Origin of the sequence: Vibrio wakamikoensis (assembly GCF_050337275.1) — a bacterium.
Lineage (GTDB): Bacteria > Pseudomonadota > Gammaproteobacteria > Enterobacterales > Vibrionaceae > Vibrio > Vibrio chaetopteri.
This window is the reverse complement of the sequence record NZ_JAKJST010000013.1, coordinates 314,815-340,754: the sequence shown is the minus strand read 5'-3', so window position 1 is coordinate 340,754 and position 25,940 is coordinate 314,815. Positions and strand designations below refer to the sequence as shown.

Below are 25,940 nucleotides of genomic sequence, written 5' to 3'. Positions count from 1 at the left end.
GCTTCAACTCACCGCAAAAAGCGAATGTCTTTTAAGCGTTATATAGCATTAACCTTTTCGCAACTCATTGTTAATGTTAACGTATAGCCCTCGTTCATACGATAGGTCACAGACATGGAATACTACAATAAACTGGTTGAACACTATAAAACGATTGCTAATTTTGGCCACCTTTCGGCTATTTGTGGTTGGGATGCCGCGGCGATGATGCCCTCTGGTGGTAACCAAGCTCGCTCAGAAGCGATGGCTCAGCTGTCGTTGCACATCCACCACCTATCCACCGCTCCACAGCTTGGCGAATGGTTTGATAGAGTTGAATCCGACTCCCTCGATGCAATGCAAAAGGCCAGCCTTTCTGAAATGCAACGACAGTGGCGTTTAACGACAGTAGTCCCTGAAGATCTTGTCAAAGCTAAATCACTAGCTGGCTCTAAGTGTGAGCATGCGTGGCGCACTCAGCGCGGCGAGAATGACTGGAGCGGCTTTTGTTCAAACTTCGAAGAGGTTGTGAACCTGTCTCAACAAGAAGCGCAAATTCGCGCAGAACAAGCCGGCCTAACACCTTATGATGCAATGCTCGACATCTATGAGCCTGGAGTGAACTCTGCTCAGCTCGATGAATTATTTGGCGACCTTATTTCATGGTTGCCAGATCTGACCCAACAAGTCATTGAAAAGCAAAAGTCTGAATCAGTTTATACCACACAAGAAAGTTACTCGACCGCTCAGCAGAACGCACTCGGCTTAGAGATAATGAAGCTGCTGAACTTTGATTTTGAGCACGGCCGCCTTGATATCAGTTCACACCCATTCTGCGGCGGGGTACCGCAAGACGTGCGCATAACTACCAGATATGATGAGTCTGATTTTGTTCAATCTTTAATGGGTATTGTCCACGAAACAGGTCATGCTCGATATGAACAAGGCCTACCAACCGCCTACGCAGGCTTACCCGTTGGTGAAGCGCGCTCAATGGGTATTCATGAATCCCAATCGCTGTTTTTTGAAATGCAGTTAGGTCGTAGCGACGGTTTTATTCACCATCTATCGCCTTTGGCACAGAAGCATTTCGCTTCCAATGACGCTAAGGTGTTTGAACCAAGTAACCTGCAAAATATCTACACTCGAGTTCAACCGGGCTACATCCGCGTCGACGCCGATGAGCTAACCTACCCTGCTCACGTTATCCTACGCTATGAGATTGAACGTGATCTTATGAACGGTAAGATATCATACAAAGATATCCCAGAACTGTGGGATCAAAAAATGCAGCAGTACCTTGGTTTATCGACCAAAGGCAACTTCAAAGATGGCTGTATGCAAGACATTCACTGGACAGATGGCGCCTTCGGTTACTTCCCATCCTACACGCTTGGCGCTATGTATGCGGCTCAGTTTATGGCAGCAATGAAGCAAACCGTTAATGTCGATGAAGCGATTAAGAGCGGTGACCTAAACCCAATTTTTACTTGGTTAAGTGACAATATTTGGTCAAAAGGTAGTTCATTGTCGACTGAAGCTCTTGTTAAACAAGCGACGGGTGAGACGTTAAATGCACAGCACTTCCAGTCTCATTTAGTAAATCGATATTTGTAGTAGAAACGATACGCAGGTGTCGAAACACGTCTGCGTATAAATCTCTTTGACACCACGGCCAGCATTACCAACATCAATAACTAAGGCTTCTGTATTTCTGGCATTTATTGTTTCGCACAACAATTAAGCTATCGATTAATAAGACCCATTAAAAGGTTGGATTAATTGATGATAAGTATATTATTTGCCTGAACCTTTAAGTTATATGGAAATATTCCCTTGCGAAAACTTCTTATTATATTAGCAACGTCGTGTGCTAGTTTTGAGTCTCATGGATTTTGGAGTCTTGGTCTAAATGGTAGCATGACAGATGTAAATGGTGTCGCCAGCCACGGCTATGGTATTCATGGTAGCTTTCACATCTCCCCATACTTAGGATTTGAGCTTGGTTACAAAAAACTAGGTGAAGACCACTCCTCCGGGGTTGAGGTCTCCTATGACTCACTATCTTTTCTCGTACAGCCTAACTATCGGCTGTCTCTGTTTAATGTATATGCTAATTTGGGTACACATGTTTATGAGGGAGAGTCAGACCTTCAAGCGCAGTTTGTCTATGGTATCGGAGCAGAATTACCCATCTCAAATCAATTTACGTTGAGCACTGAATACAACTTCTATAATGTTGGTGCAACAGATATTGAAGCTTTAACTTTTAAAGCAAACTATTATTTTTAGGGTTTATGTCCGATGAAGATTAAAACACATCATAAACACCTATTAGATAGTGCAATCATATTATCTTTTTCCACTACGATGCTGCTTGGATGCTTGGGTATTACTGAAGAGACAGAAGGCGTTGTAGAACCAGAAGAGTTGGTGAATTTACTCACTAGCTCAAATAAAGCAGTCAATGGAAATCCGGGGTTGTGGGGTAACGATGCAAATACAACAGTGCGTTTTGATACCAGCTCGGATATTCCTGTCTACTTCGTCAGCAATGGTGGAGGAATGGTACCGGATGTTATTCAAGAATCAGTTAACGTAATGAGCAATCAACTTGGTGTTCGATTTTCAAAGTTTGTTGTTCTTGATGAAGATCTAAGTCAGTATCGAGACAACAACTATCCAAACCAAAACGTCGGAAACTACCGTTTTAGCAAAGGCGCATTTCAATCAAAACATGGCATCAATGGAGGTATCGTATTTGCTATCGATACTGCATTCTATTCTCACCAATATTCGTTCAGTCCATCGACTATGTGTGCTAACGCAAGTCATGCGCCCTATGATGGTGGGATGGCTATCGACATCGACTACAATACGCAAACCTACCAGTCAGATACATTGCTGTGGGTGAACCTGGGTAACCGCCAATGTAGCTGGGATAAAGCCATTGTACTGCATGAAATGGCGCACGTTTTGGGACTGTTCCAACACTTTGAGTACTATGGCTCTTGGAATACGACCTCCATGGCCGTACTAAAACTCCTTTATAGAAACCATCCTGGTACACCTTTCCATTCCTTATCCATGTAGGTCGGTATTTACAACAAAGGCGACATTTTTGTCGCCTTTGTAAATCTTAACCACGTTTAGTAACGCTTAGAAAATATGAAGCGTTGCGTTGATGGTGAAACTATCTAGATCTTTATCGTTTGAGAACGACGTTTTAATGCCGTTGAAACGCTGCCAGCTTGCGCCCACAGAAAGCATATCTGTTACGAAGTATTCTGCACCTACACCGTACATGAAGTCTGTACCGCTATCACTGCCATTAAGGTTGCCTTTGTAATCCGCGTTGTAGTAGTGGAAACCACCTTTTGCGTATAGCTGGATTGGGCCGATATCAATACTCGGCTTAAGTGCCGCATACCATGAGCCAAGCTCAGCATAGCCTGAGCTACCGTTGCTTGCAGTCATGTCGTAGTTACCGTGCTTCCAGTAACCACCTTCAACACCGATGATAGGTAGGATACCAGTACCCACATGGAAACCCATTGGCGTGTCGCTGTTTCCATTGTAGTCTGCACGACCTGCAGAAACACCACCATACAACCAAGCATCTGCAAACGCAGATGTTGAGGCACCAACAAGCGCAAGCGCTAAAAGTGTCTTTTTCATTTGTAACCTTCTTGTTTAATAGAATGCGGCGAATCCAATCAAAGCCACCGCGGAGCTTTATATATCACACACTATATCTCTTGAGAAACTCATCCGTTTTAATTTTTGGTAAAACCTGACGGATTCTCAGAGACATAGATCAAAATTCTTGAAGCTAACCCAGTAAATAGCGATTAACAGGCATCGATAGCGTTTAACACTCGTTTATCCGACACAGGGTATGGCGTACCAAGCTGCTGAGCGAAATAACTGACACGCAGCTCTTCGAGCATCCAACGGATCTCTTTGACGTTTTCCGGTATTTTCATGCCTTTCGGGATCTTGTTAAGCAGCTCTTTGTAATCCTGTGTTACTGATTCCACTTTTAGCATGTGCATGCGGTCTCGGTTTGGATCGATCGGTAGCTTTTCCATGCGTTTTTCAATGGCTTTAAGGTAGCGAAGAATATCTGGCAGACGTTTCCAGCCACACTCCGTTGCAAAGCCTTTGAAGATCAAACCCTCAACCTGAGCTTTAATGTCGGAAAGGGCGAAGGCCATTGTCAAATCAACGCGGCCCTTGAGCTTTTTATTGATATTAAACGCCGTAGTAAGAATGGTTTCAACCTGCTTGGCAATATCAACTACCGTGTCACCCAACTCGGCTCTTACGTGCTCTTTTAACTGCTCGAACTTGTCAGCATCCCAGACAAGACCACCCTGTCCTTCAATGAGCTTGTCGATACCGCACGCTATACAGTCATCAATTAAGTCTAACACTTTACCGTAAGGGTTAAAATACAAACCGAGCTTAGATTTGTTCGGTAAGTTGGTGTGCAAGTATTTAATTGGAGAAGGTACGTTAAGCAGCAGAAGTCGACGCTGACCTTCTTTCATGACCTGCTCTTGTTCTACCTCGGTCTCAAACAGTTTAATCTCAACGCTGTCTTTGTTATCCACCAGCGCTGGGTATGCTTTGACATCAAAACCACCACGTTTCTGAGAATACACTTTTGGTAGTTCACCAAAACTCCACGTGTGCAGGCCTTGCTGCTCAATATCATCATCAGCCACTTTAGACAGTGTGGCTTGGACTTTATCTTTCAAGCTTTCTTTCAGCTCATAAAGATTCCGATTCTCTTTCAGCTTACGATTGCGATGATCCACTGCGCGGAATGTAATGCGCAGGTGTTCAGGTAACTGGTCAAGTTTCCAATCATCACGAAGCACTTCAACACCCGTCATTCGACGTAGCTCTTTTTCCAGCGAATCGAGTAGCGGAGCTTCCATCGGCGTAGCACGAGCGAGGAAGGCATCGGCATAGTTTGGTGCCGGTACAAAGTTCTTACGCAGCGTTTTTGGTAGCGCTTTGATAAGACTTACTATCAATTCATGACGCAAACCTGGGATCTGCCAATCAAAACCATCTTGGTCAATCTGGTTCAAAATTGGAAGTGAGATATGTACGGTCACACCATCGTTATCTTCGCCCGGCTCAAACTGATAGCTTAACTTCAGTTTGAAACCACCTTGGTGCCAGAAGTTCGGATAATCTAAGTCCGTAACGTGGCTAGCATCGCCCTTAAACAGCATCTCTTTTTCAAAATTAAGGAGCTCTTTGTTTTGCTGACTTGCTTTCTTCCACCAAGTATCAAAGTGTTTACCGGACACGACCTCCGTTCCAACGCGCTGATCGTAGAATTCAAACAGTTCATCATCATCGACCAAGATGTCGCGGCGACGTGATTTGTGCTCTAACTCTTCGACTTCTTGGAGCAGTTTTCGATTTTGCTTAAAGAATGCGTGCTTGGTTTCCCAATCGCCTTCTACTAAGGCACTGCGAACAAACAACTCACGACTAATTACTGGATCGATGGCACCGTAGCTGACTAAGCGTTTAGGAACAATCGGTACCCCATAAAGCATCACTTTTTCGTGTGCCATGACCGCAGCACGTTTTTTAGACCAATGTGGCTCACTGTAACTACGCTTGATTAGATGCTTAGCGACCGGCTCAATCCATTCTGGTTGGATCTTGGCAATAATACGACCCCAAAGCTTGGACGTTTCCACCAGCTCTGCCGACATGATCCATTTCGGTTGCTTCTTAAACAAACCAGAAGCAGGGAAAATATGGAAACGAGCGTTACGTGCACCTTGATACTCGTTTTTCTCTTGGTCTTTGACACCAATATGCGATAACAATCCAACAAGAAGTGCACTGTGAACAGCTTGGTAGTTGCCTGGCTCTTGATTGAGCTTGGCATCCATTTCACGCATTGCTTGATGAATTTGGAAATAAACGTCCTGCCATTCACGAACGCGCAAGTAGTTCAGAAAATCCTGTTTACATTGCTTGCGGAACTGGTTTCCAGACAGCGTTTTTTGCTGCTTTTGGATGTAATCCCATACATTCACAAACGTTAAGAAGTCAGACTCCTTGTCGAAAAAACGGCGATGCTTGTCATCAGAAGATTGCTGTTTATCGCTTGGACGTTCGCGTGGGTCTTGGATAGATAGCGCCGATGCAATCACCATCACTTCTTTCAAACAACCAAGACGCGGTGCTTCAATCACCATACGAGCAAGTCGTGGGTCAATGGGTAAGCGCGCTAGCTGACGACCAATTGCTGTCAGGCGTTTTTTGGGATCTTTGGCTTTATCGTTAATAGCACCTAGCTCTTCAAGAAGACGCACACCGTCTTGGATGTTGCGTTTATCTGGCGCTTCAACGAATGGGAACGCTTCAATATCGCCAAGACCTAACGCCGTCATTTGAAGGATAACCGATGCCAAGTTAGTTCGTAGGATTTCTGGATCAGTAAACTCTGGACGCGATTCAAAGTCTTCCTCAGAGTACAAACGAATACAGATGCCTTCTTCAACACGACCACAACGACCTTTACGCTGGTTCGCACTCGCTTGCGACACTGGTTCAATCGGTAGACGCTGAACCTTAGTACGATAGCTATAGCGACTGATACGCGCAGTACCCGGATCAATAACGTATTTGATGCCAGGAACGGTCAATGACGTTTCAGCGACGTTAGTGGCGAGAACAATACGACGACCCGCATGAGGCTGGAAGATTTTATTTTGCTCACCGGCCGATAGGCGCGCATACAAAGGCACGATTTCGGTATCACGAAGATTACGTTTACTCAGCGCATCCGCGGTATCACGAATTTCACGTTCGCCGTTCATGAAGATTAGGATATCACCCAGCCCTTCATCACACAGTTCATCAACCGCTTCAAAAATACCCTCTAGCTGATCACGATCGGTATCGTCATCGCCACGCAATGGACGGTAGCGGGTATCCACTGGATAGGTTCGACCCGACACTTCGATAATTGGTGCATTGTTAAAGTGCTTTGAGAAGCGCTCTGGATCGATGGTCGCAGAAGTGATGATTACCTTCAGATCGGGACGCTTTGGTAGTAATTCACGCAAGTAACCAAGAATAAAATCAATGTTTAGACTGCGCTCGTGCGCTTCATCGATAATGATGGTGTCGTATTGATTTAAGAAACGGTCGTGCTGGATCTCAGCCAGTAAGATACCGTCTGTCATCAACTTAATTTGGGTGTTGTCAGAAATCTGATCGTTGAATCGTACTTTATAACCAACAAACTCACCCAAAGAGGTTTCCATCTCTTCGGCGATACGGTTCGCTACCGAGCGTGCAGCAAGGCGCCTTGGCTGCGTATGGCCAATTAGGCCAAATTTGCCGCGCCCAAGCTCTGAGCAGATTTTTGGCAGCTGAGTTGTCTTACCTGACCCCGTTTCACCAGCAACGATAACCACTTGGTTTTCTTCAATTGCTTTGGCAATGTCGTCTTTCTTTTGACTGACCGGAAGTAACTCGGGGTACTCGATGTGTTTTGATTGATTAGCGCGCTGCTCACCTTCCATCATCGATTTTGCGATATCTACGGCGATTTCATCGAATACGGCGGCTTGAGCCTCAGGCTTCTTAATTTTTGCTGCGCCAGCAATACGTTTACTCAGGCGAAAACGGTCGCGGATCATGCAGTCTTTTAATGCTTTTTTCAGTGACTGAGCGTTGTTCGCTTGAGCCTTGGCTGGCTGATTTGATTGTTGTGAGGAAGTCAAAACATTCCCTGCTATTTTTCTTATTTAAAACTGGCGAGATTGTAGCACAGCTACCAACCTTGGGTTAACTGACGCGCCAACAAAAAAGCTCCGCTTTCGCGGAGCTTTAGTAACAGTTTTTGATTTAGTATCAAGGTTCAGTTTAGCAACAATATTCAGCTTAGAAGTGATATTGCAGGTAAACCGTGCTGTAGTTACTACCGCCTTTGATACGACCAAACTGAGAAGACGCTTCAAAGATAGCACTGCGGTGGTGTAGAGAATAACCTAACCACAAATCTTCAAGCTCTGGCTTGCGAATTAAAGAACCAATGCTGAGATCGTAAGAGATATCGATATAGTTCATTAGATGACTCGCACGCTTCTCTTTCTTATCCATCTCTTGCTGCTCGATATGAGTAATGTTGTCGATGTACGACAGACCGTTACCCACACCTAAGCGCATTTTAATTGGCCATTCAATCGTGTAGTACGCCTTAATCAGAGTGACAAACTCTGTTGCACCGTTCTGCACTTCTGAGCTCCAGTGATGTGCGATACCTGGGCTTAGATAGATGTCCAGTGGTAAACCAAACAACTCGTCTGTCAAAGGATGACCATAGAACACCGATGATACTTGGTTGTTATAAGGGTCACGTTTGCCATTAAAGGTCAGGATGTCACCCATGTCTGATGGCGACGCCCAACCATGAGCAACTCGAACATAAGGCTTAGTGCTGATGTCGCGGCTTACTTGTTTCGCTTTAGAGGTACTCTTTTTCTTCTCATTGAAGAAGCCAACACCCACGAACACTTCACCTTCAAAGCGCTCTTTGATGACTGATGAGTGATACGCTTGGTTATCCAACATACGAATATTAGTAGAGCCCAACAAGTACAAGTTAGATGTAACGTGATAACGAGCATCCACACCCATAGCGTAATCCACGCCACCGCCTAGGTTATCAACCGTGTCACGGTAAGTACCGTAGTATTGCGTATTAAAATCCGCATCTTTAAAACGCAGTGTTACGTTAGGACGAACTTCTAAGTCGCCATAATCTAACAAACCTTGAAGTCTAAAGTTGGCGTGAAATCGGTCTTCTCCATCCGTCATCAACTCAGCATCATAGTGCCAAACTGGATCAAAGTTATAACGCATTTGCAAACCGTAGTCTGCTGTGTCACCACCCACTGCGTTTTGTTCATCTGCGGGTATGTCGATATGTCGCATACGTGTGATCGCATTGAACTCTAATTGTTTATCATCCGTTTTATAGAGGTGGGCACCTGCCATGGTACCGTCAAGAAAGACATAGTCGTTCTTAAAGAACATCATCGGAATAAAGGTGCTAACAGTGGTGTCGCCCCCTTTTGTATCAAAAGGAACGTTGGCTGTACGCCACATTGCTGCAATACCCCATTCCGCTTCTTGCGCTTGCGATTCGGCTTGAACAACAGGGGATGTGATCAATGCTGCCGTAATCGCTAACGCGAGATTTTTCTTAATCATGTCTTGCAGTTTCTCCAACTGGAATAGTTATCAATCAGTAAATCGAATTAAGGGTACGTATATTGGCTAACTAATCACTCAGTATGTCTGGCTTCGTTGTAAAGTCTCTGCCAGTTTTTTTACTACTGTGCCGACCAACGCTATCTCTAAAGTGAAGAGTTGTTATATTATGTTGTTATTACACTTAATGTGTCACTAAACTGTGATTATTGAATATAGACTAATAAATAACCAACAGTTATCAAAGGCATAGTTTCCACTATTTAGACCTATCGTGAAAGTAGAAAAATTAAAAAATATCCTCAATAATTTACCAAAAGACCAAAATATTCAAATTGTCACCGGAGAGAAGTGGCTTCCTGAGCAATTGGTCAGTACTGAGCTCGATAACAATCTGTTATTTCTAGAGTTTGATAACGCCCCTGATGAAGGGGAACAAGCGATTGAAGCGCGTGGGTTCGTTGAGCACGAAGTAGAATTGCTTCGCCAGCGTCTCGGTCAAATCGTTGAACAAAGTGACGACCCGTCTCAATTATTAGACGCACTCACAGGATTTTTTGTTGTCGGGCACGAAGCGACAAGCGCGGAGTTCATTGAAATGCTAGAGCAGATGCAGCCGAATGACGATACCCTAGATCATAGCGCCTGATGACATTATTGAAAAGGTGATTAGATCTGTATGACGACACTGCCCTCTCTATTAGCCGGTCCGGTTCTACGCCGCACTAACCGAAAAGAATTTACACTATGGTTTGCCACCTCGGTCGAACCAAGTTCACTTAGGCTTGATCTATGGGCGGAACAATGTCGTTCATATCCGTTTCCTAAAACGCAATGTGTACGGCTCAGTCCGAAACTTTGGCTGGTCAACTTTACTATCCAGCACCTACTGCCAACCCAAGACCTTATCAGCTACGATATTGTAGAAGCTGAAACCGGGATTTCTGTTCTACCAGAAGATATTCGCTACGCGGAACATCCTCATATCAAGGTACAGCTCACCGATACTGCTGACCATATCTTGCATGGCTCGTGTCGAAACCCGCACCATCAAAGCGCTGATAGCTTAGTGATGCTCGACGATCGAGTTAGCTGCGACATCGCAAAAAAACAAGACTCGGACACACCGGATTTACTGCTACTCACTGGTGATCAAATATACGCTGACCATATTGCAGGCCCCACCCTAGCAAGTATTCAGAAAGTCATAGAGCTATTAGCACTCCCTAACGAGCTATTCGAGCAAAGTTCGCTTGCGGATAGCAGTGCGCTTCACAGTGGCGAAATTGGGCTGTATGACCGCGATAGACTGCTTCCACGCTACCAAGATTCAACAAGCCGCCTTAAAAAATTCCTAAATCAGCAGCAGGCCGCAATCTTCAGCTCGCGTGATTGCGAAAACCACCTGATCAGTTTTTCAGAGTTCATTGCGATGTATCTTCTCAATTGGTCCCCCGAACTGTGGAAAGCGATAGACTTTGACACTCTAGAGCCTGAAGTTATCGCCGATGAACACATGGAGACATGGACGAAGGAGAAAGAAACCCTTCGAGATTTTGTGCAAGGCTTACCTAAAGTAAGACGATTGCTCGCGCACATTCCGACCTACATGATTTTTGACGATCATGATGTGACAGATGACTGGAACTTGACGGTGGGATGGGAAAAAGCGGCTTATGAACACCCGTTTTCCAAACAAATCATAGGTAACGCGCTGTTTAGTTACCTACTCTGTCAGGCATGGGGAAATAATCCAAAACAGATGGAAGCTGACTGGAGCGGTGAACTCGACGCTTTTTTCTCTGAAGCGACAAGCGACAACTCGAATACATCGTATCTTAACCAAATCCAGCACAAAGAGCTTATTACCACACTGTTGCGCTATGAAAAGTGGCACTACACGTTGGATTCTCACCCTAAAGTTGTGGTGCTCGATACCAGAACCCGTCGCTGGCGCTCAGAATCGAAAATGAATAAGCCATCCGGTCTTATGGACTGGGAGGGAATGGTGGAGTTTCAGCAAGAGCTACTAGGACTGGACTCCGTTGTCGTGGTGTCCCCTGCACCTATGTTTGGCGTCAAGTTCATCGAAACTTTGCAAGCAGCGGCGACGAAGCTCGGTAACCCACTTATCATCGATGCAGAGAACTGGATGGCGCACCCAGGAAGCGCCAATACATTGCTATCAATTTTTACCCACAGCAAAACACCTGAGAACTTCGTCATTCTCTCCGGCGATGTTCACTATTCGTTTGTCTATGACGTGAAGCTGCGATTCAAACAGAGTGATTCGCATATCTATCAAATCACCTGCAGTGGCATAAAAAACGAGTTTCCAGAGCCTTTACTCACCGTATGCGATTGGCTCGATAAGTGGCTGTACACACCTCGTTCACCACTCAACTGGTTTACCAAACGTAAACGCCTTAAAGTGTTTAAGCGAAAACCACAACCGAGCGAGCACAATCGATTAGTCAATCGAAGTGGTATCGGCCTGGTTAAACTCGACCCTTTTGGCAAGCCCGCTCACATTTCCGTGCTCCACGGTGACGGCAGTCAAACAGAGTTTCCTGAAACTTATTCTGAAGACTAAACTCTAAATACTTATCACTTTGCTTATGATCCAACTTGTGATCCGTAGTTGCGGTCACCATGTAATTACTGAAGTGACTACACTCATTTAGTGAATTGAAGTCATTATCGTCATTCAGCCAATAGTCAGGTACGCCTATGTTTAATGCCATCACCTCTCTTTTCAAACAGCTTATCGAAGGAGACGATCTGTCTAAAACGCACGGTGTCAGCCCAAACTTAGCCATTGCATCACTGCTTTGTGAAGTGTCAAAAGCAGATTACCAAGTCGATGAAGAGGAAGAAGCTGCTAAACGTCAGCTAGTGGTTCGTTTACTTGGAATAGAAGACAGCGAAGCTGAGGGGCTTCTCACACAAGCGACCGAGCAGACACAAAACTCGGCGTCGCTTTATGATTTTACGTCTAGCTTGCGCGAACTTGGCCAGGAAAAACGCTTCGAGCTTATCAAAGCGATGTGGGAAGTGGCCAACGCCGATGGGGTTATCGACCCGTTGGAGGATGCCGTAATCCGAAAAGTCGCAGAGCTTCTCTATGTTGACCACAGTGAGTTCATTAGAGCCAAAATTCAAGTGATCAACAAGTAACCAATAAAACTGAAGCCCGCAACAAAAAGCCCCAAGATGAAGCATCTTTGGGGCTAAAAATCTGGGCTCTATAGGCACGACTTTACAGCAGCTTACAGCATAGTGAGAGCAAGTTTTGCCAAGTTGTATGCATCAACAAAACCTGAGTGCTGTCGCCCTTCCCACTCAATCCCCTTCTGCTCTTGTGCAGCTTTGTGGCCGATACGTTTGTCCTTCAAGCGATTTTGAATACGGTACAACGTGGCTAGATTGACGAACTCATTGAAAGGCATGTCTATACCTTTAGACTCACATTCAAGCCTCAAGATTTCGTCATCACGCCCCCAAGAAGCGTAAATCTTATTGGTTCCACCGAAGTTCTTCACCATCGATTTGATAACGGACTCCAACGGGCGACCTTGTTTCTCTACTTTGCGCGGTGTAATACCCGTCAGTTCAGTACAAAATAGTGAAACTTCATCCTGCTCTGGCTTTACATAATACTGAGCTCGCTTAACGACCTCTTGTTTGACCAGATCGATCTCCGCTAAACCCACTTCAATGATTTCACCGGTTGTGCCAACGCCATCGACGTTCCAGCAGCACATTTCAAGATCAAAGCAAACGACTCGGTTGTAATTCATAGCGACACAGTAAACAGTTATTAACACGGCGAAATTGTAGCGTATTCAAATCAAAAGCTCGACCATCGATCTACTGATTGCTCTTTATTCAAGCAACATTCGCTCTATTTCGTCCGTTGGCCTTACTAATGTACAACTGCTCATCCGCACGATTGATAAGCTGCTCTATTGTCTCACCACGATATACTGCCGCGCCTACACTCAGCGAACATCTGAAATTGGAGTCAATAGCATCCCAACTCAAGGTTGCGATTTCCATACACATTCGAGTCAGATAGTGATGCAGTGTCCCGTAGTCAATACATCGACTTATTAGGGCAAACTCATCCCCCCCTAGACGGAACAGCATGTCATCAGGGTACATCTGCTCTTTAATGTAAACCGCTACCTGCATTAAGATTTCATCACCCACCACATGGCCATATTGATCGTTGATACGTTTGAAATTATCGACATCAATAATCACCAGGGAAAAAGGCTTGTGACAAGATATATGATATTCAGTCAATCGGTTAAATGCCCGGCGATTGTAGACTTCGGTAAGAGGATCTCGCTCAACTAAATATTGTAGATCTTTCGTTCGACGATTCACGATAACGGTGAGCCTACGCTGTTCACGGAGCATCAGGTATACGACATACGAAAGAAGAACTGAAATGAGCAGCCCGCCAGTACCAACGAAGAACAAAATTAGCTTGTCGGTTTTCGAAATCACAGCGTCGTGTTTAAATTCAATTTTCCACTGTCTGTCGTAAAGATCGATAACAATGTCTTTTGTTGGGGTATCCAGTAAACGCCACTGCTCGTTCTGATACAAGATAGGGTCATCTTCTGCATCAAAACCTAGGTCAACCACCCGTACACCAATATCTTTGCCAATCGAGGTTCTAGAAACGATTTGTTTGAAATAGGCAGTAATACGGATAACCCCTATGACAACACCTCGAAGCGAATCTGTGCCTGCTTCAAATACCGGCACGTAAACCAGCATGCCTTGTTTTGGAATTGAGCGGTCAAAGCCATCTTGCAATAAGCGAATCTTATCTGAGAGGCTTGGCTCGCCAGTCACACGAGTGTTGCGAATCACTCTTCGAACTCTTTCACGAGATGAGTAGTAACCCAAAGCTCGTAAATTGCCCTCGTTCACAGGGTAAATGTCACTCGCGACGAACATCGGCTCATCATCAGTGAGGATGTAGCCCTCAACGCGAGGTTTATCTTTAGGTACCGTGTAAATTTGATAGCTCGGAAAGCGCTCTCTCACTCGCGCAGTATGAGTATCATATTGCTCGGGATAGACTTTTTTCATCCACTGCATTGCAATCAAGCTTTGCGAACCATCGACCAAAGGTGCGGCAAAACTAGCAAAGTTATCCCATGCCGAAGGCTGGGTCGCGTGATAAAAACTCGCCCCCGCGCCGATAAAACTAATATCAAGCATCACCAGTTCTTTGATGTTTTCCGCTTGATTATCAGTTAAGAACTCAAAGTTTGACTCGGCAAGCTGTTGTTGCCCTCGATACACGATGTGAGTGATAAATATTGTAAGAATTAACCCTATTATTAAAACCAGTGCCGCATAGCGTTTAACGCCACGGTCTTCTTTCTTTAAGCCTGCAACCATTTTTTGTCCTGACTGACTAATTATTGTCAGTTTTCTCATTTATGATACTTATATCCAACTGACGTATCATATGTATTGCTACTTTATTATTTTAGTGATAGCCCAAACGATTCTACACACCCATCGATTTCCAAGAAGTTGATGCGTTGATTTATAAAACACAGATCACTATATTTCAGAAAAACATCATTATCTGCTGATTTAACGTCCAAAAAACTCACTTTGTAATGACAAATCTGCGAAAGCGTCGCGCTAAGAGCCTTGATTATGCTAGACTTCGCCCCAAAATTAATGACTAACGACTGACACATAGAGAACCCCCTATGAACTTCGATCTAAATGCTATCCCACAGACTTTCGATATGCTGCACGCAGGCCTCGCTGCCTCAAGCGTTTTACTACTCGCGATCGCCGTTTCTCGTAAGAGCAAAGTTGTCGAGAAAGTAGTAGAAAAACCAGTTGAAAAGATTGTCGAAGTTGAAAAGCCAGTAGAAAAAATCGTAGAAGTTGAAAAAGTAGTTGAAGTAGAAAAAGTAGTTGAGAAGGTTGTGGAAGTTGAGTCGAAGCTAGCAACAGCCTCTACCGATTCTGCAATGCAATTGCTATCACTCATGCAGCAAGAAGCGCGCATGGTCGACTTCCTACAAGAAGATCTCACATCATTCTCAGACGAAGAAGTTGGCGCTGCTGCACGTGTTGTTCACTCAGGCGGTAAAAAAGTCATCACTGAATACTTTGAGCTTTCTCCTATCCGTAATGAAGAAGAAGAGACCCGTATTTCAATCGAAGAAGGCTTTGACTCACAAGCTATTCGCCTAACAGGTAATGTAACTGGCAACGCGCCATTTAACGGTACTCTTGTTCACAAAGGCTGGAAAGCAGATAAAGTGACCCTTCCAAAACTGTCTGAGAACTACAACGCATCAATCATCGCACCGGCAGAGGTAGAGCTATAATGGAGCCTTCAGTGCACACTCAAGATCAACAGAAATCTCAAGATCAGCAGATTGCTAAATACAGTGTGGGTATCGACCTTGGTACCACCCACTGTGTTATGTCGTTTATCGACACTCAAAATGAAGACGCGCAAGTTGAAGTCGTGTCTATTCCACAATTGACGGCACCTGGTACCGTAGAGTCATACAAACAACTTGGCTCTTTTTTGTATCAGCCACACGAACATGAAATGGGTCAAGGCTCTCGCACTCTTCCTTGGACGAGTGAACCGAAAGCGCTAGTTGGTGCTGTGGCTCGTAACCTAGGCTCAAAGACACCCATTCGCCTAGTGGCAAGTGCCAAGTCTTGGCTATGCCACGGCGGCGTTAACCGTCGTGACAGCTTCCTACCACAAGGCAGCCCAGAAGAGGTCAGCAAAGTCTCCCCGCTTCGTGCAACTGAGCTGTACCTTGAGCACTTAAAAGATGCTTGGAACCACATGCACCCAGAGCATAGCCTGGAGCAACAGGATGTGACCATCACGGTACCGGCCTCTTTTGACCCAGCTGCACGCGACCTTACTGCAGAAGCAGCACGCAACGTCGGTCTTGCCCATTTGACTCTATTGGAAGAACCGCAGGCAGCACTTTACAGCTGGATTGACAACAGTGATGACAAATGGCGCGACGAAGTTAACGTCGGCGACGTCGTTCTCGTGGTCGATGTGGGCGGAGGTACGACCGACCTTTCATTGGTTGCAGTGACAGAGCAAGATGGCAATCTTAATCTAGAGCGTGTTGCTGTTGGTGAGCATATCCTTCTTGGCGGCGACAATATGGATCTTGCCCTTGCCTACCGTTTAAAGATGAAGCTCGCACAAGATGGCAAAGAGCTTCAGCCTTGGCAAGTTCAAGCGATGACACACGCTTGTCGTGACGCCAAAGAAGCGCTGCTTAACGATGCTGAACTCCAATCGGTACCAATCGTCGTTCCAAGCCGTGGTTCAAAACTGTTGGGAGCAACGCTAAAAACTGAACTCACTCAGCAAGAAGTTCAACAGACACTTGTTGATGGCTTCTTCCCACAAGTTGCAGTCAATGAGCACCCAGTACAACGTGCTCGCGGCGCTCTGACTCAAATGGGTCTGCCTTACGCGCAAGACGCTGCAATTACACGCCACATCGCCGCGTTTTTGAGCCGTCAAAGCAGCGCAGCAGACAACGCATTTTCTGGCATGCCAGGCATGGAAGCGCCTGCCGAGTTTATTAAGCCGACAGCACTACTATTTAACGGTGGTGTACTTAAATCGAAGCTACTTTCTGAACGACTGTTCAACACCATCAATGCATGGTTAGAAACAGCGAATGCTGACAAAGCAAAAATGCTCTCTGGCCTTGACCTTGACCTTGCTGTTGCCAGTGGCGCAGCCTATTACGGCTGCGTTCGTCGCGGTCAAGGTGTACGTATTCGAGGCGGCATCGCCTCTAGCTACTACATCGGAATTGAAAGTGCTATGCCAGCTATTCCAGGCATGGCGCCACCAATGGAAGCGCTATGTGTTGCTCAATTTGGTATGGAAGAAGGCAGCAGTGTTCAGGTTCCAAGCCAAGAGTTTGGTCTCGTTATCGGTCAGCCAGTGCACTTCCAATTCTTTGGTTCGACTACGCGTCGTGAAGATGAAGCGGGTGTTCACCTAGATTACTGGAAACCGGAAGAGCTAGAAGAGCTTCCAGAAATTCAAGTAACACTGCCAGTTTCTGAAGGCCGTAGCATCGGAGACGTTGTGCCAGTTACCCTATCATCACGCGTCACAGAACTTGGTACACTTTACCTAGAGGCCATTGCTTCTGACAACGGTCAAAAGTGGCATGTAGAGTTCGACGTTCGCGAAGACGTGTAATCGCAAAACTAAACGGCACCTCTGGTGCCGTTTTTTATCTCCAGTATCTGCGCTATTAGCTTTATAAGTATTCTAAATGGAGCGTGTTATGGCATCCGCACAATATTTGGTCGGCATTGATTTAGGTACAACCAACACGGTTGTCGCATTCTGTGAAATTCAGGACGACCTCTCAAACTCCCCTGTTGAACTGTTCGAAATTGACCAATTAGTTGGCCCTGGCGAAGTGGTTCGTAAACCTCTTCTACCCTCTTTTCGCTATCACCCAGCCAAGCAGCAAGTTTCTGAGGCTGACTTAACCCTCCCTTGGGAGCATCAACCTGTTGTAGGCGATATCCGTAACATTATCGTTGGTGAGTGGGCTCGTGAGCTCGGCGCTAAAGTCGAAGGCCGGCAAGTCTCCAGTGCAAAAAGTTGGCTATCACACACAGCCGTAGACCGAGAAGATGACATTCTTCCTTGGGCTGGAACTCAAGATGTAGAAAAAGTGTCGCCAGTCATTGCCAGCGCAAGCTATCTCAATCATATCCGTCAAGCTTGGAACCACAGACACCATTACAACAAATTAGAAGACCAAGATGTTGTCATTACAGTTCCCGCTTCTTTTGATGAAACAGCTCGCAAGCTGACGCTGCAAGCGGCGAAGCTTGCTAGTTTACCAAAGGTTCATCTACTCGAAGAGCCACAAGCCGTATGTTACGACTGGTACGCACGCCATAAAGAAAGTGCATCGCAAGAGCTTGCTCAAGTGCCTCTTATACTCGTATGTGATGTGGGTGGTGGTACCACTGACCTTAGCCTTATTGAAGCTAAACACCATGACGATGAGTTAGAGCTTAACCGAATTGGAGTTGGTGAACATCTAATGCTGGGCGGCGACAACTTGGATTTAGCACTCGCCCACATGGCTGAACAGCGGTTCAATGAGTCGAAAAAACTCAATGCAGCAAGCCTCACTAAACTGATTCAACAGACTCGCAAAGCCAAAGAGGCATTGCTTTCTTCTAATGCACCCGCAGAAATGAAGATCACCATGCTCGGCAGTGGCTCGCGTCTAATTGGCGGAACCAAGAGTGTGGCACTCAGTCAACAAGAGGTTCATCAGATCACTCTTGAGGGCTTTTTCCCTAAAACAGATTTTGGTACGCGACCAGACAAGAAACGCAGCGCCGTGGTTGAGTTTGGCCTACCGTATGTAGCCGACCCTGCTGTTAGTAAGCATGTTTCTGAGTTTCTCCACCTTCACCAAGAAGTAGCGAAAGAGGCGCTTGGAACCGATGCAGAACCCGCAATCCCGGTCGGTTTGCTGCTGAACGGTGGTGTTTTCAACAGTGACTTAGTCACTCGCCGACTCGTTGATATTGTCGAAAACTGGAAAGGTGCGCCAATATCACTACTTTCCAACCCTCACCCGGATTGGTCTGTCGCACTAGGTGCTGTAGCGTTCGCTAAGGCGAGACGCGGCGCGCAGCTTAAAATTGGTGGTGGAAGTGCCCGCTCCTATTTCTTGCACCTCCAAGAAAAAAATAAGCTTGGTCAAGCGCTGTGTTTATTGGCGAAAGGAACCGATGAAGGACAAGAGATCCGTCTAACAGGTCGACGTTTTGCACTCACGCTTGGCGAGCCAGTAAGGTTCAATTTACTAACCTCTACGCATGATGTGTTCGGTGAGCAGCAGAAAGTACAGAATGGTCTGATGGTCAATATCGATCCGGATCAGTTTACACCGTTGCCGCCCTACATCAGTACGTTACAGGGTAGCGAATCAAAACTCCAGGCGAATCAAAAAGAGCGTGTTGAAGTGCAGTTAGCGTGTCAGCTCACTGAAGTCGGCACATTAAAAGTCGAATGTGTCAGCTCAGAAGATGAACAGCAGCGATGGGAACTTGAATTTGAAGTGCGTAATCAGCAAGGTGCTCAGGAGACGGTTAAGGCTCACCCTGGATTAGATTCGAGTAAAGAATTGGTGTCTCGCTTATACAGTGGCAACAAAAACAGTGCAGACAGCAACGAAATAAAACTCTTGTCTAAAACGCTGGAGAAAAACCTAGGTAAGAAAGACGAATGGGACTTTCATACCCTTCGCTCCTTGGTCGACAGCTTCTCTCTTGGTAGAAAACGTCGCCGTCGCTCTGAACAACACGAGAAAAACTGGTTGCGTCTGACTGGTTTTTGTATGCGTCCGGGCTTTGGAGATGCAACAGACTCTTGGCGTATGGAGCAGATTTGGGGGTTGTACCAACAAGGTATTCAATTTCAGAACGCACAAGGCTGGAGTGACTGGTGGACATTTTGGCGACGTGTCTCTGGTGGCCTAAATGAAGAGCAGCAAGAAGTGATTCTAGGTGACATTGCCAAATACCTTCATCCTGGCGCAATGAAAAACGCAAAGACCGTCCAAGGTGCAAAAGACAAGGGCTATGAAGCCATGGTAAGGCTTTCCGCCAGTCTGGAAAACCTGTATGTCGACGATAAGGTGCTCCTAGCGAACTGGTATCTGAGTAAAGCCATCAACCAATCTCAATTCGAGCAAGCTCACTGGTGGGCATTGGGTCGCCTTGCTTCTCGCACGCCCCTGTACGGCAGCCAGCACAATGTGATTCCTCGCGAGCAAATCGAACAGTGGCTACCTAAGTTACTAGAGCAAAACTGGCTCAAAGAGCCGATGGTTGCCTTTGCTTGTGTACTTATGTGTCGAAAAACCGGCGATCGCTCGTTGGATATATCTGATGACTACCGAGAGCAAGTGTCAAACAAGCTGAAATCTTCCAAGGCGCCATCTAGCTGGCTTGAATTAGTTTCAGAGGTCAAATCGTTGTCTGAAGCAGACTCCAAAAAGCTGTTTGGTGATGCGTTACCTGCTGGACTTCATTTACTTAAAGAGTAGCGAAATATGTATTTCAGCTTTTGCTTTAGGAATAACTGATATTCCAAGCAAAATACGAGACTTGGGTGTACATTGCCCGCCGAAAACATTTATAAAACAGGCGGGCTAATAATGAAAAAAATCGTCGTTGAGTTTCAACCTTTAGGGATTGGCGATTGGGTACAAGTGAAAGTCACTGCAGAAGTGGCTAGAGTGCTTGCCAAAGAGTACACCGAATACGGTTGGCCCGTGAGGGTTTATAGTTACCTTTATAGTGGAAATACTAACGGGCTCAAATGAGCTCGTTTTTTTAATTTTTACAACACCTTACGCAGTTTGTTAGTCTATCCTTTATGTGATAAGCGTTGTTAGCAACACTAATGTTCACGCTTCATTTGTACAAGGATAGGCAATGAAACCATCGGCAATCACCACTTTTATACTCACTTCACTGATTTCGTCGGCTAGTATCGCGGACAGCTATGACGCTAACAACAAAACAACAAGCGACGACGAGTGGCAGTTCTTACTCGTATTCCCCATGATTTGGACGCCGAGTATCTCTGGTACAGCTGGTGATACAGATGGTCGCACTAATATCGATATTCCGTTCTCTAATATCGTCAGTAACCTAAACTTTGGCATCATGGGCGACTTTTACGCACAAAAGAACCGATGGCTTTTTGGGTTCCGTACCAACTACCTCCATATCAAAAGCGACACTAGCGCCACTTACACACCCAAGTTACCAATCTTTCCAGAAATAAGTGCCAACGTTGATGTGGATGCAACAATGTCACTCAATGACTTTTTTGGTGGTTATGAGGTAACGAATGGATTAGTACTGCTCACTGGGGTTCGCCATACTTACAGTAGTTTTAATGTTGGAATCAATATCAACAGCTCCCCTATCACACCTATTGAATCAACAGAGCATCAGTTTGATTGGCTGGTTGGGCTCAAATACGCGCATTATTTCAATCAAGACTGGGGATTAAGCCTAACCGTAGATACCAATATCGCTGGCGACAATGACGTCAATCGAGGTCTGAATTTAGCTGGAATTTATAGGCTGAGCGAACTTAATAATATTTGGTTTGGTTACCGGTACTTAAACCTTAAAAATGAATCTGGCCCCACTACGGTCGATGTGACGCAACAAGGGCCAATGGTAGGCTGGGCATTTAGCTTTTAAGTGTCCTAAGTTTCATCTGCAAGCTTGTCGCTAGATCTACATGTAGCCACAGCTCTTGTATGTCTTGAACACGGAAATAAACAATCATAGTGCTCCTAAGTGTTATCTCATGACGACGATGTCACAAGCCAAACTATCATTCTTGGAGCTCTATGATTTACCTATCTGCGCCACCCAATCAAAAGACGTGTATGTTTCCGGTTAGAACTGATATTTAAGGCCTGTTGATTCGAGCAGGTTGTAGATCTCTCTTTGACTTTCTGACGTTCTACCTTTAGTCCCTCCGGCTTCACGAAGTTTATTCCTCATCGAAATCCACTCTTCACTTCCCCAAAGTAATGAGTCCTCCTTAAGTAGTTCAAACTGTTGATTTAGATCTGCAATGAGCTCCTCTCCAGATAGGAAAAAACCGACTTCGTTGTTGTAGAGTAATGAACGGAAATCGAGATTGGTTGTGCCAACAAAAGCGTTGTCATCAATGATGAGAAACTTCGCATGCAACTTACCGTAGAACTGGTCTCCACCCAGCAACACTGAGTCTGGCTTACCCAATTGATAGAACTTGATTCGTGGGTGATTAATGGCTTTCTTCCACGCTTCAGAGTTCAAATACGCGCGGTTTAGCTCATTTTTTTCGAGGTCATCATCCAACCATTGCTGCTTCAAAGCATCATCAGTCATTATCATCGATGGCACAGTGTGCATGTCGATGACAGCCTGCGTGAAGAAGTTGTCACTGGTTAGCACTGAGTTGGTAATGATTTCAATCTTACGCTCCGGGTCTTGTTCCAACCATGTAAGTGTGGTGTTGAGATCTTTATCCAGGATTCCTTCGTCTTTTAATAAATCAGATTGAAGGAAAAGATAGGGAGAAACGACTCGAATGGTCTTGAGGTTACTGTTGCCGTATGCGGTTTTCGCCAGAATACCGCTAATCGAGTTAGCGTTAGCGCTTTTGTTTGTGCTGTAACGGGATACGACATCTTCTGCGTTGAGATTATCTAGCTCGTGCGCAAACTTTGTATCTGTAACTCGATAGCCTTGATTCACATAGCGATTAATATCAGCGTACGCTTCGCTAAATTCTGAATTGGCTTTAAGTTGCTCCAGTGCGCTAAGCAGTAAACCGCGGTCACGATTGTAACTCGCCCACGTATCGAGTTTTTTGTTTCCGGGTTTGGTAAATAGCACTGTAAAGTAATACTCACTAAGCTGCGTCGGAGATTGCTCTGGTGTCGCATCGAGCTTTGGCCTCACTAGGATTTCAATATCACGAAATGCACTGAAATCTTTTTCGCCATCACTGTCGATCCCGTAGTAATGAAGCGACATATTACGACCACCCGTAATCAAGTAAGCATGCTCATTGTAGAATCCATCGACGACAAACAGTTTATCATGTGAGCGTCGATTCCAGCGGGACTCCCCGTCTGTCAAAGCGTTGAAAACCACTGCTTGTACACGCGCTTTTTGAGTTGTCGCTTCACCTTGTCTATCTTTGACGTACCCGGCATTTTCCTCGCACTGCATCAGCCCTTTCAAGTTGCCATTATTTGGGCTGTATGAACCAAGACTATCCACCATAATACGAATATCGACCCCACGCTCTACCGCTCGACACAGCGCCCCTAGCGTTGCTTTACCAGCCAAGTCATCAGCAAAAATGTAGTAAGTCATATCTATAGTATGTTTGGCATTTTCGATAAGATATATCTTTGCCGCTAAACTCTTAATGGCATCTTGCTGCTCCGTGCCAATCACTTTCACATTGGCCTTTTGAACTGGAAGCAACGTTTCTGAGGCAAGTTTGAGGTAATCTTTATCGAGTTCATCCGCCTCTCGCCAGCGACGAGACTCCATAAGATCAGACGTCCATCCATCATTCGAGGTAACAGGAGGGTGAGCGTTAGATGCACAGCCTCCCAATAAGACTAGAGAAGCTAAAACTGATATCCCTTTCCACATATTGGTTCCTAACTACGTAACTACTTAATTGACCAGCGGCCTAGCGCAATGCTATCGTCTGCATAGAGCTATCTTCTGCACCGAGCCTAATTTCTGCACAAATCGATAGCCAACATAGCGCTGTAGAATGTGCTTGCCGCCAAATCTAATTCGATATCAAAGAAGACGTCGATTACTTCGACGCCATCATTTGTCCTTTAAATTGAAGTACTTTCCATTGGCGAGTCTCGATAAAGAACGCCGCCACAACCATATACACCGCCACCAATGCAAGCAGCCCTAAACGTATCCACATCTTTTCATCTATCACACCTGAACTCATCAATGTGGTGCCAATTAGCACCAGCGCAGTATTGAGCGCCGTAGCATAGATTGGCGCCTTGGCGGATTCCGTATACATTTTTTGCCCGAGAAAAATCGCCAACAACGCAATGAATAGCGTGTAAAAACCGATGTTTGGCACCAAGGCAAGAAAACCAAACACAATGATGGCTATCACCCCACCAATAGCATTGCTAATCAAAAGGAACACACTTAACTTCACCGACTTCTCGCCTGTGATCATCAGCGACAACAAGGCGATGAATATCATTGACAGCAAAGCTTCGGAAATCTGGAATACAAAAAAGACGCATACCACAGGAAAAGCCACAATCAGGGCGCGCACCGCTGAAAACCAACGAAACGAATCCGACAGTTCAACGGCTTTATGGCTTTGATACGTCTCCTCGCGCTCAGGAAGGTAGACATGCATAAGTGCAAAAATGCCTACTGAAATCGCACCAGATAAACTCAGCCCTACGGCTAAGAAGATGGTTGTTCCTGTGCTTTGAATGGCCATAAATGGCAACATCAACGTCGACATTAGTAGGATGGTCGCGAACAAATTCCATTTCGGATTAAGGAACAGGTAGTAACCCACCAGCATCAAAGCCGCGACACTGAGAAGCATCGGAATTGGATACTGCGCAAACCCAACACTCAGCGCCACACCAATAGCCACGGTAACGATCATGGCTAGCAGCAGCTCATAGACAATATCAATGTGCAGCACTCGTTTTTCAAACAAAAATTTTGCAGTAAAAATTGGTGCCACAAAGGCTAGCGGCCAATCTATCCACGCCGCCAAAAACGTCGCTAAAGCGACGCCAATGGTAAAGCGCAAAATACGATTTTGAGTAGCATCAGAGAGCCCAGAAGAGACAGCGCTCTCAGCTTCATTAGTCGAACTATCTGACATAAGACATCCAACTTACTAGACGGATCCAAGCTTTACCTAAAAGATTAAAGATCCCGTTGTCACTGGTATACACGACCACATCGGCTTGCCCGCCGATTCTCAACAAACCGGTCGTATCTGTAGTATCAAACTCGATACTCACTGGCAGCATTTGAGTTTGTCTCAACCAGCCGGTCTGATTGTTGGCTTGTGCCAATTTACCCGCTTGATTGCTTTGCCCCCAGTCAACCCCCCAATCCACGCTGGAAATACGCCCCTTCACTACCTTACCCGGCGCAAAGTCTAATGCGATTTCCACCTCGTTCCCTGGTTGGATATTACCTAGGCTGTTCTCACGAAAGTACGCTTCAATCCAGATACTATCAGTAGAAACGAACGTCATGATAGGTTGACCCGCACTGGCATAAAAACCCTCAGAAAGGCTAAAGTTTGATACCCCGCCATTGGTCGGCGCTCGTACGACAGTACGCTCTAGATCGATCTGCGCTTTTTCCAACGCCAATAGTGCGGCTTTGATTTGGCTATTTTCTTCACCTTCAGCACCGAGTTGGCGATTAGCACGCTCTAAATCAGCTTGAGCATTAGCGACGTTTGCTCTCGCAGTCGCGAGATTGGCACGTGCTTTATCCGCCTCAGAGTCAGACACCACACCTTTCTCTGCTAGACCTAACACTCGTCGAGTTTGCAATTCAACATTATCTCGTTCAACGACTGCACTGGTAAGTCTCGCCTGAGCCGAGGCAATACTCGCGGTTTGTGCGCCAACATTCTGCCCTGCAATTTCCAGATCTTGCTCAGCTTTTTTAACTGCAATCTCATAATCCACTGGATTAAGAGACACCAAGATATCGCCCTCAGAGACCAGTTGATTTGGTTGTACTTGAATATCAATGACTTGCCCTGATACTTGGGGTTTAACCGGTACGACATAACCTTTAACTCGGGCGTTGTCTGTTGAAGGGATAATTCTGTCAGAAATGATGCTAACACCAAGGCTAACCGCAATGGCGATGATGAGGCCATTGGTCACCTTCTTGACTTTGTTTTGTTTAGCGTTCGCTTGCTGACTATCCAACTCTTTTTGCTCAGCATTATCCGTGGATGGGGTAGCCGGTTCGCTTTTATCACTCATTGTGTCGCCCTTGTTAACAATTCTTCGACTTTAGTTTAT

Annotated in this window: 19 protein-coding genes; 11 read left to right on the top strand and 8 right to left on the bottom strand. The window is 45.6% G+C overall.

Going from position 1 to position 25,940, the window contains the following annotated elements; genetic code table 11:
* Positions 1–114 precede the first annotated feature (114 nt).
* The 3 genes from L4C42_RS04705 to L4C42_RS04695 all read left to right on the top strand — a co-directional run bounded on the left by L4C42_RS04705 (position 115) and on the right by L4C42_RS04695 (position 3,072).
* Positions 115–1,596 carry a carboxypeptidase M32 gene (locus L4C42_RS04705; protein WP_429759559.1) on the top strand — a complete coding sequence of 494 codons (1,482 nt, stop codon included), beginning with the start codon at positions 115–117 and terminating at the stop codon, positions 1,594–1,596.
* A gap of 219 nt (positions 1,597–1,815) precedes the next feature.
* Positions 1,816–2,271, top strand: a complete 456-nt coding sequence (locus L4C42_RS04700) for an outer membrane beta-barrel protein (RefSeq protein WP_353496218.1) — start codon at positions 1,816–1,818, stop codon at positions 2,269–2,271.
* Positions 2,272–2,283: 12 nt separating this feature from the next.
* The gene (locus L4C42_RS04695; RefSeq protein ID WP_353496219.1) at positions 2,284–3,072 is read left to right on the top strand and encodes a hypothetical protein; all 789 of its coding nucleotides are present in this window, start codon (positions 2,284–2,286) and stop codon (positions 3,070–3,072) included.
* 66 nt (positions 3,073–3,138) lie between these two features.
* Here the strand turns inward: L4C42_RS04695 and L4C42_RS04690 are convergent, their stop codons facing one another.
* The 3 genes from L4C42_RS04690 to L4C42_RS04680 form a co-directional block, all read right to left on the bottom strand.
* Positions 3,139–3,657 carry a porin family protein gene (locus L4C42_RS04690; protein ID WP_418642211.1) on the bottom strand — a complete coding sequence of 173 codons (519 nt, stop codon included), beginning with the start codon at positions 3,655–3,657 and terminating at the stop codon, positions 3,139–3,141.
* 173 nt (positions 3,658–3,830) lie between these two features.
* Positions 3,831–7,751 (bottom strand): ATP-dependent RNA helicase HrpA, encoded by a 3,921-nt coding sequence (hrpA, locus tag L4C42_RS04685; RefSeq protein WP_429759556.1) that lies wholly within the window; start codon positions 7,749–7,751, stop codon positions 3,831–3,833.
* A gap of 160 nt (positions 7,752–7,911) precedes the next feature.
* Positions 7,912–9,243, bottom strand: a complete 1,332-nt coding sequence (locus tag L4C42_RS04680) for a MipA/OmpV family protein (protein ID WP_353496222.1) — start codon at positions 9,241–9,243, stop codon at positions 7,912–7,914.
* 274 nt (positions 9,244–9,517) lie between these two features.
* Between L4C42_RS04680 and L4C42_RS04675 the strand changes: the two genes are divergently transcribed.
* From L4C42_RS04675 to L4C42_RS04665, 3 genes are all read left to right on the top strand, one after another.
* Positions 9,518–9,892 carry a VC1380 family protein gene (locus tag L4C42_RS04675; RefSeq protein WP_429759554.1) on the top strand — a complete coding sequence of 125 codons (375 nt, stop codon included), beginning with the start codon at positions 9,518–9,520 and terminating at the stop codon, positions 9,890–9,892.
* 30 nt (positions 9,893–9,922) lie between these two features.
* Positions 9,923–11,836: an alkaline phosphatase D family protein gene (locus tag L4C42_RS04670; RefSeq protein ID WP_418642209.1), complete on the top strand. Its 1,914-nt coding sequence runs from the start codon at positions 9,923–9,925 to the stop codon at positions 11,834–11,836.
* A gap of 137 nt (positions 11,837–11,973) precedes the next feature.
* Complete coding sequence (locus tag L4C42_RS04665; RefSeq protein ID WP_353496224.1) at positions 11,974–12,420, top strand: tellurite resistance TerB family protein; 447 nt, start codon at positions 11,974–11,976, stop codon at positions 12,418–12,420.
* Positions 12,421–12,512: 92 nt separating this feature from the next.
* On the opposite strand, the gene L4C42_RS04660 is transcribed toward L4C42_RS04665, so the two are convergent.
* Both L4C42_RS04660 and L4C42_RS04655 read right to left on the bottom strand, forming a co-directional pair.
* Positions 12,513–13,043, bottom strand: a complete 531-nt coding sequence (locus L4C42_RS04660; RefSeq protein WP_353496225.1) for a 3'-5' exonuclease — start codon at positions 13,041–13,043, stop codon at positions 12,513–12,515.
* Between the two features lie 88 nt (positions 13,044–13,131).
* Positions 13,132–14,706: a sensor domain-containing diguanylate cyclase gene (locus tag L4C42_RS04655; RefSeq protein ID WP_353496226.1), complete on the bottom strand. Its 1,575-nt coding sequence runs from the start codon at positions 14,704–14,706 to the stop codon at positions 13,132–13,134.
* Positions 14,707–14,990: 284 nt separating this feature from the next.
* Here L4C42_RS04655 and L4C42_RS04650 point away from each other — a divergent pair, with 284 nt between their 5' ends.
* From L4C42_RS04650 to L4C42_RS04630, 5 genes are all read left to right on the top strand, one after another.
* Entirely contained in the window at positions 14,991–15,623 is a 633-nt protein-coding gene (locus L4C42_RS04650; protein WP_353496227.1) for a DUF2760 domain-containing protein, read from the top strand.
* Positions 15,623–17,503, top strand: a complete 1,881-nt coding sequence (locus tag L4C42_RS04645) for an Hsp70 family protein (RefSeq protein WP_418642207.1) — start codon at positions 15,623–15,625, stop codon at positions 17,501–17,503. The genes L4C42_RS04650 and L4C42_RS04645 overlap by 1 nt, the downstream gene beginning before the upstream one ends.
* 88 nt (positions 17,504–17,591) lie before the next feature.
* A complete protein-coding gene (locus L4C42_RS04640) occupies positions 17,592–20,390 on the top strand; it encodes an Hsp70 family protein (RefSeq protein WP_429759550.1) in 2,799 nt (932 codons plus the stop codon).
* A gap of 111 nt (positions 20,391–20,501) precedes the next feature.
* Positions 20,502–20,669 carry a hypothetical protein gene (locus tag L4C42_RS04635; protein ID WP_418642206.1) on the top strand — a complete coding sequence of 56 codons (168 nt, stop codon included), beginning with the start codon at positions 20,502–20,504 and terminating at the stop codon, positions 20,667–20,669.
* A 112-nt stretch (positions 20,670–20,781) separates the two neighbouring features.
* Entirely contained in the window at positions 20,782–21,564 is a 783-nt protein-coding gene (locus L4C42_RS04630; RefSeq protein ID WP_418642205.1) for a hypothetical protein, read from the top strand.
* Between the two features lie 201 nt (positions 21,565–21,765).
* On the opposite strand, the gene L4C42_RS04625 is transcribed toward L4C42_RS04630, so the two are convergent.
* The 3 genes from L4C42_RS04625 to L4C42_RS04615 all read right to left on the bottom strand — a co-directional run bounded on the left by L4C42_RS04625 (position 21,766) and on the right by L4C42_RS04615 (position 25,901).
* Positions 21,766–23,529 carry a phospholipase D family protein gene (locus tag L4C42_RS04625; protein ID WP_429759547.1) on the bottom strand — a complete coding sequence of 588 codons (1,764 nt, stop codon included), beginning with the start codon at positions 23,527–23,529 and terminating at the stop codon, positions 21,766–21,768.
* Positions 23,530–23,701: 172 nt separating this feature from the next.
* A complete protein-coding gene (locus L4C42_RS04620) occupies positions 23,702–24,769 on the bottom strand; it encodes a DUF2955 domain-containing protein (RefSeq protein WP_429759545.1) in 1,068 nt (355 codons plus the stop codon).
* A complete protein-coding gene (locus L4C42_RS04615; RefSeq protein ID WP_429759543.1) occupies positions 24,759–25,901 on the bottom strand; it encodes an HlyD family secretion protein in 1,143 nt (380 codons plus the stop codon). Before L4C42_RS04615 ends, L4C42_RS04620 begins: the two co-directional genes overlap by 11 nt.
* Positions 25,902–25,940: the final 39 nt, after the last annotated feature.

What these genes read in the sequence shown, in the direction of transcription:
- L4C42_RS04625 (WP_429759547.1), bottom strand. Translation starts at nt 23,529, where the DNA reads ATGTGGAAAGGGATATCAGTTTTAGCTTCTCTAGTCTTATTGGGAGGC.
- L4C42_RS04690 (WP_418642211.1), bottom strand. Translation starts at nt 3,657, where the DNA reads ATGAAAAAGACACTTTTAGCGCTTGCGCTTGTTGGTGCCTCAACATCT.
- L4C42_RS04635 (WP_418642206.1), top strand. Translation starts at nt 20,502, where the DNA reads ATGAAAAAAATCGTCGTTGAGTTTCAACCTTTAGGGATTGGCGATTGG.
- L4C42_RS04650 (WP_353496227.1), top strand. Translation starts at nt 14,991, where the DNA reads ATGAACTTCGATCTAAATGCTATCCCACAGACTTTCGATATGCTGCAC.
- L4C42_RS04630 (WP_418642205.1), top strand. Translation starts at nt 20,782, where the DNA reads ATGAAACCATCGGCAATCACCACTTTTATACTCACTTCACTGATTTCG.
- L4C42_RS04615 (WP_429759543.1), bottom strand. Translation starts at nt 25,901, where the DNA reads ATGAGTGATAAAAGCGAACCGGCTACCCCATCCACGGATAATGCTGAG.
- L4C42_RS04655 (WP_353496226.1), bottom strand. Translation starts at nt 14,706, where the DNA reads ATGAGAAAACTGACAATAATTAGTCAGTCAGGACAAAAAATGGTTGCA.
- L4C42_RS04665 (WP_353496224.1), top strand. Translation starts at nt 11,974, where the DNA reads ATGTTTAATGCCATCACCTCTCTTTTCAAACAGCTTATCGAAGGAGAC.
- L4C42_RS04620 (WP_429759545.1), bottom strand. Translation starts at nt 24,769, where the DNA reads ATGTCAGATAGTTCGACTAATGAAGCTGAGAGCGCTGTCTCTTCTGGG.
- L4C42_RS04660 (WP_353496225.1), bottom strand. Translation starts at nt 13,043, where the DNA reads ATGAATTACAACCGAGTCGTTTGCTTTGATCTTGAAATGTGCTGCTGG.
- L4C42_RS04680 (WP_353496222.1), bottom strand. Translation starts at nt 9,243, where the DNA reads ATGATTAAGAAAAATCTCGCGTTAGCGATTACGGCAGCATTGATCACA.
- L4C42_RS04705 (WP_429759559.1), top strand. Translation starts at nt 115, where the DNA reads ATGGAATACTACAATAAACTGGTTGAACACTATAAAACGATTGCTAAT.
- L4C42_RS04695 (WP_353496219.1), top strand. Translation starts at nt 2,284, where the DNA reads ATGAAGATTAAAACACATCATAAACACCTATTAGATAGTGCAATCATA.
- L4C42_RS04640 (WP_429759550.1), top strand. Translation starts at nt 17,592, where the DNA reads ATGGCATCCGCACAATATTTGGTCGGCATTGATTTAGGTACAACCAAC.
- L4C42_RS04670 (WP_418642209.1), top strand. Translation starts at nt 9,923, where the DNA reads ATGACGACACTGCCCTCTCTATTAGCCGGTCCGGTTCTACGCCGCACT.
- L4C42_RS04645 (WP_418642207.1), top strand. Translation starts at nt 15,623, where the DNA reads ATGGAGCCTTCAGTGCACACTCAAGATCAACAGAAATCTCAAGATCAG.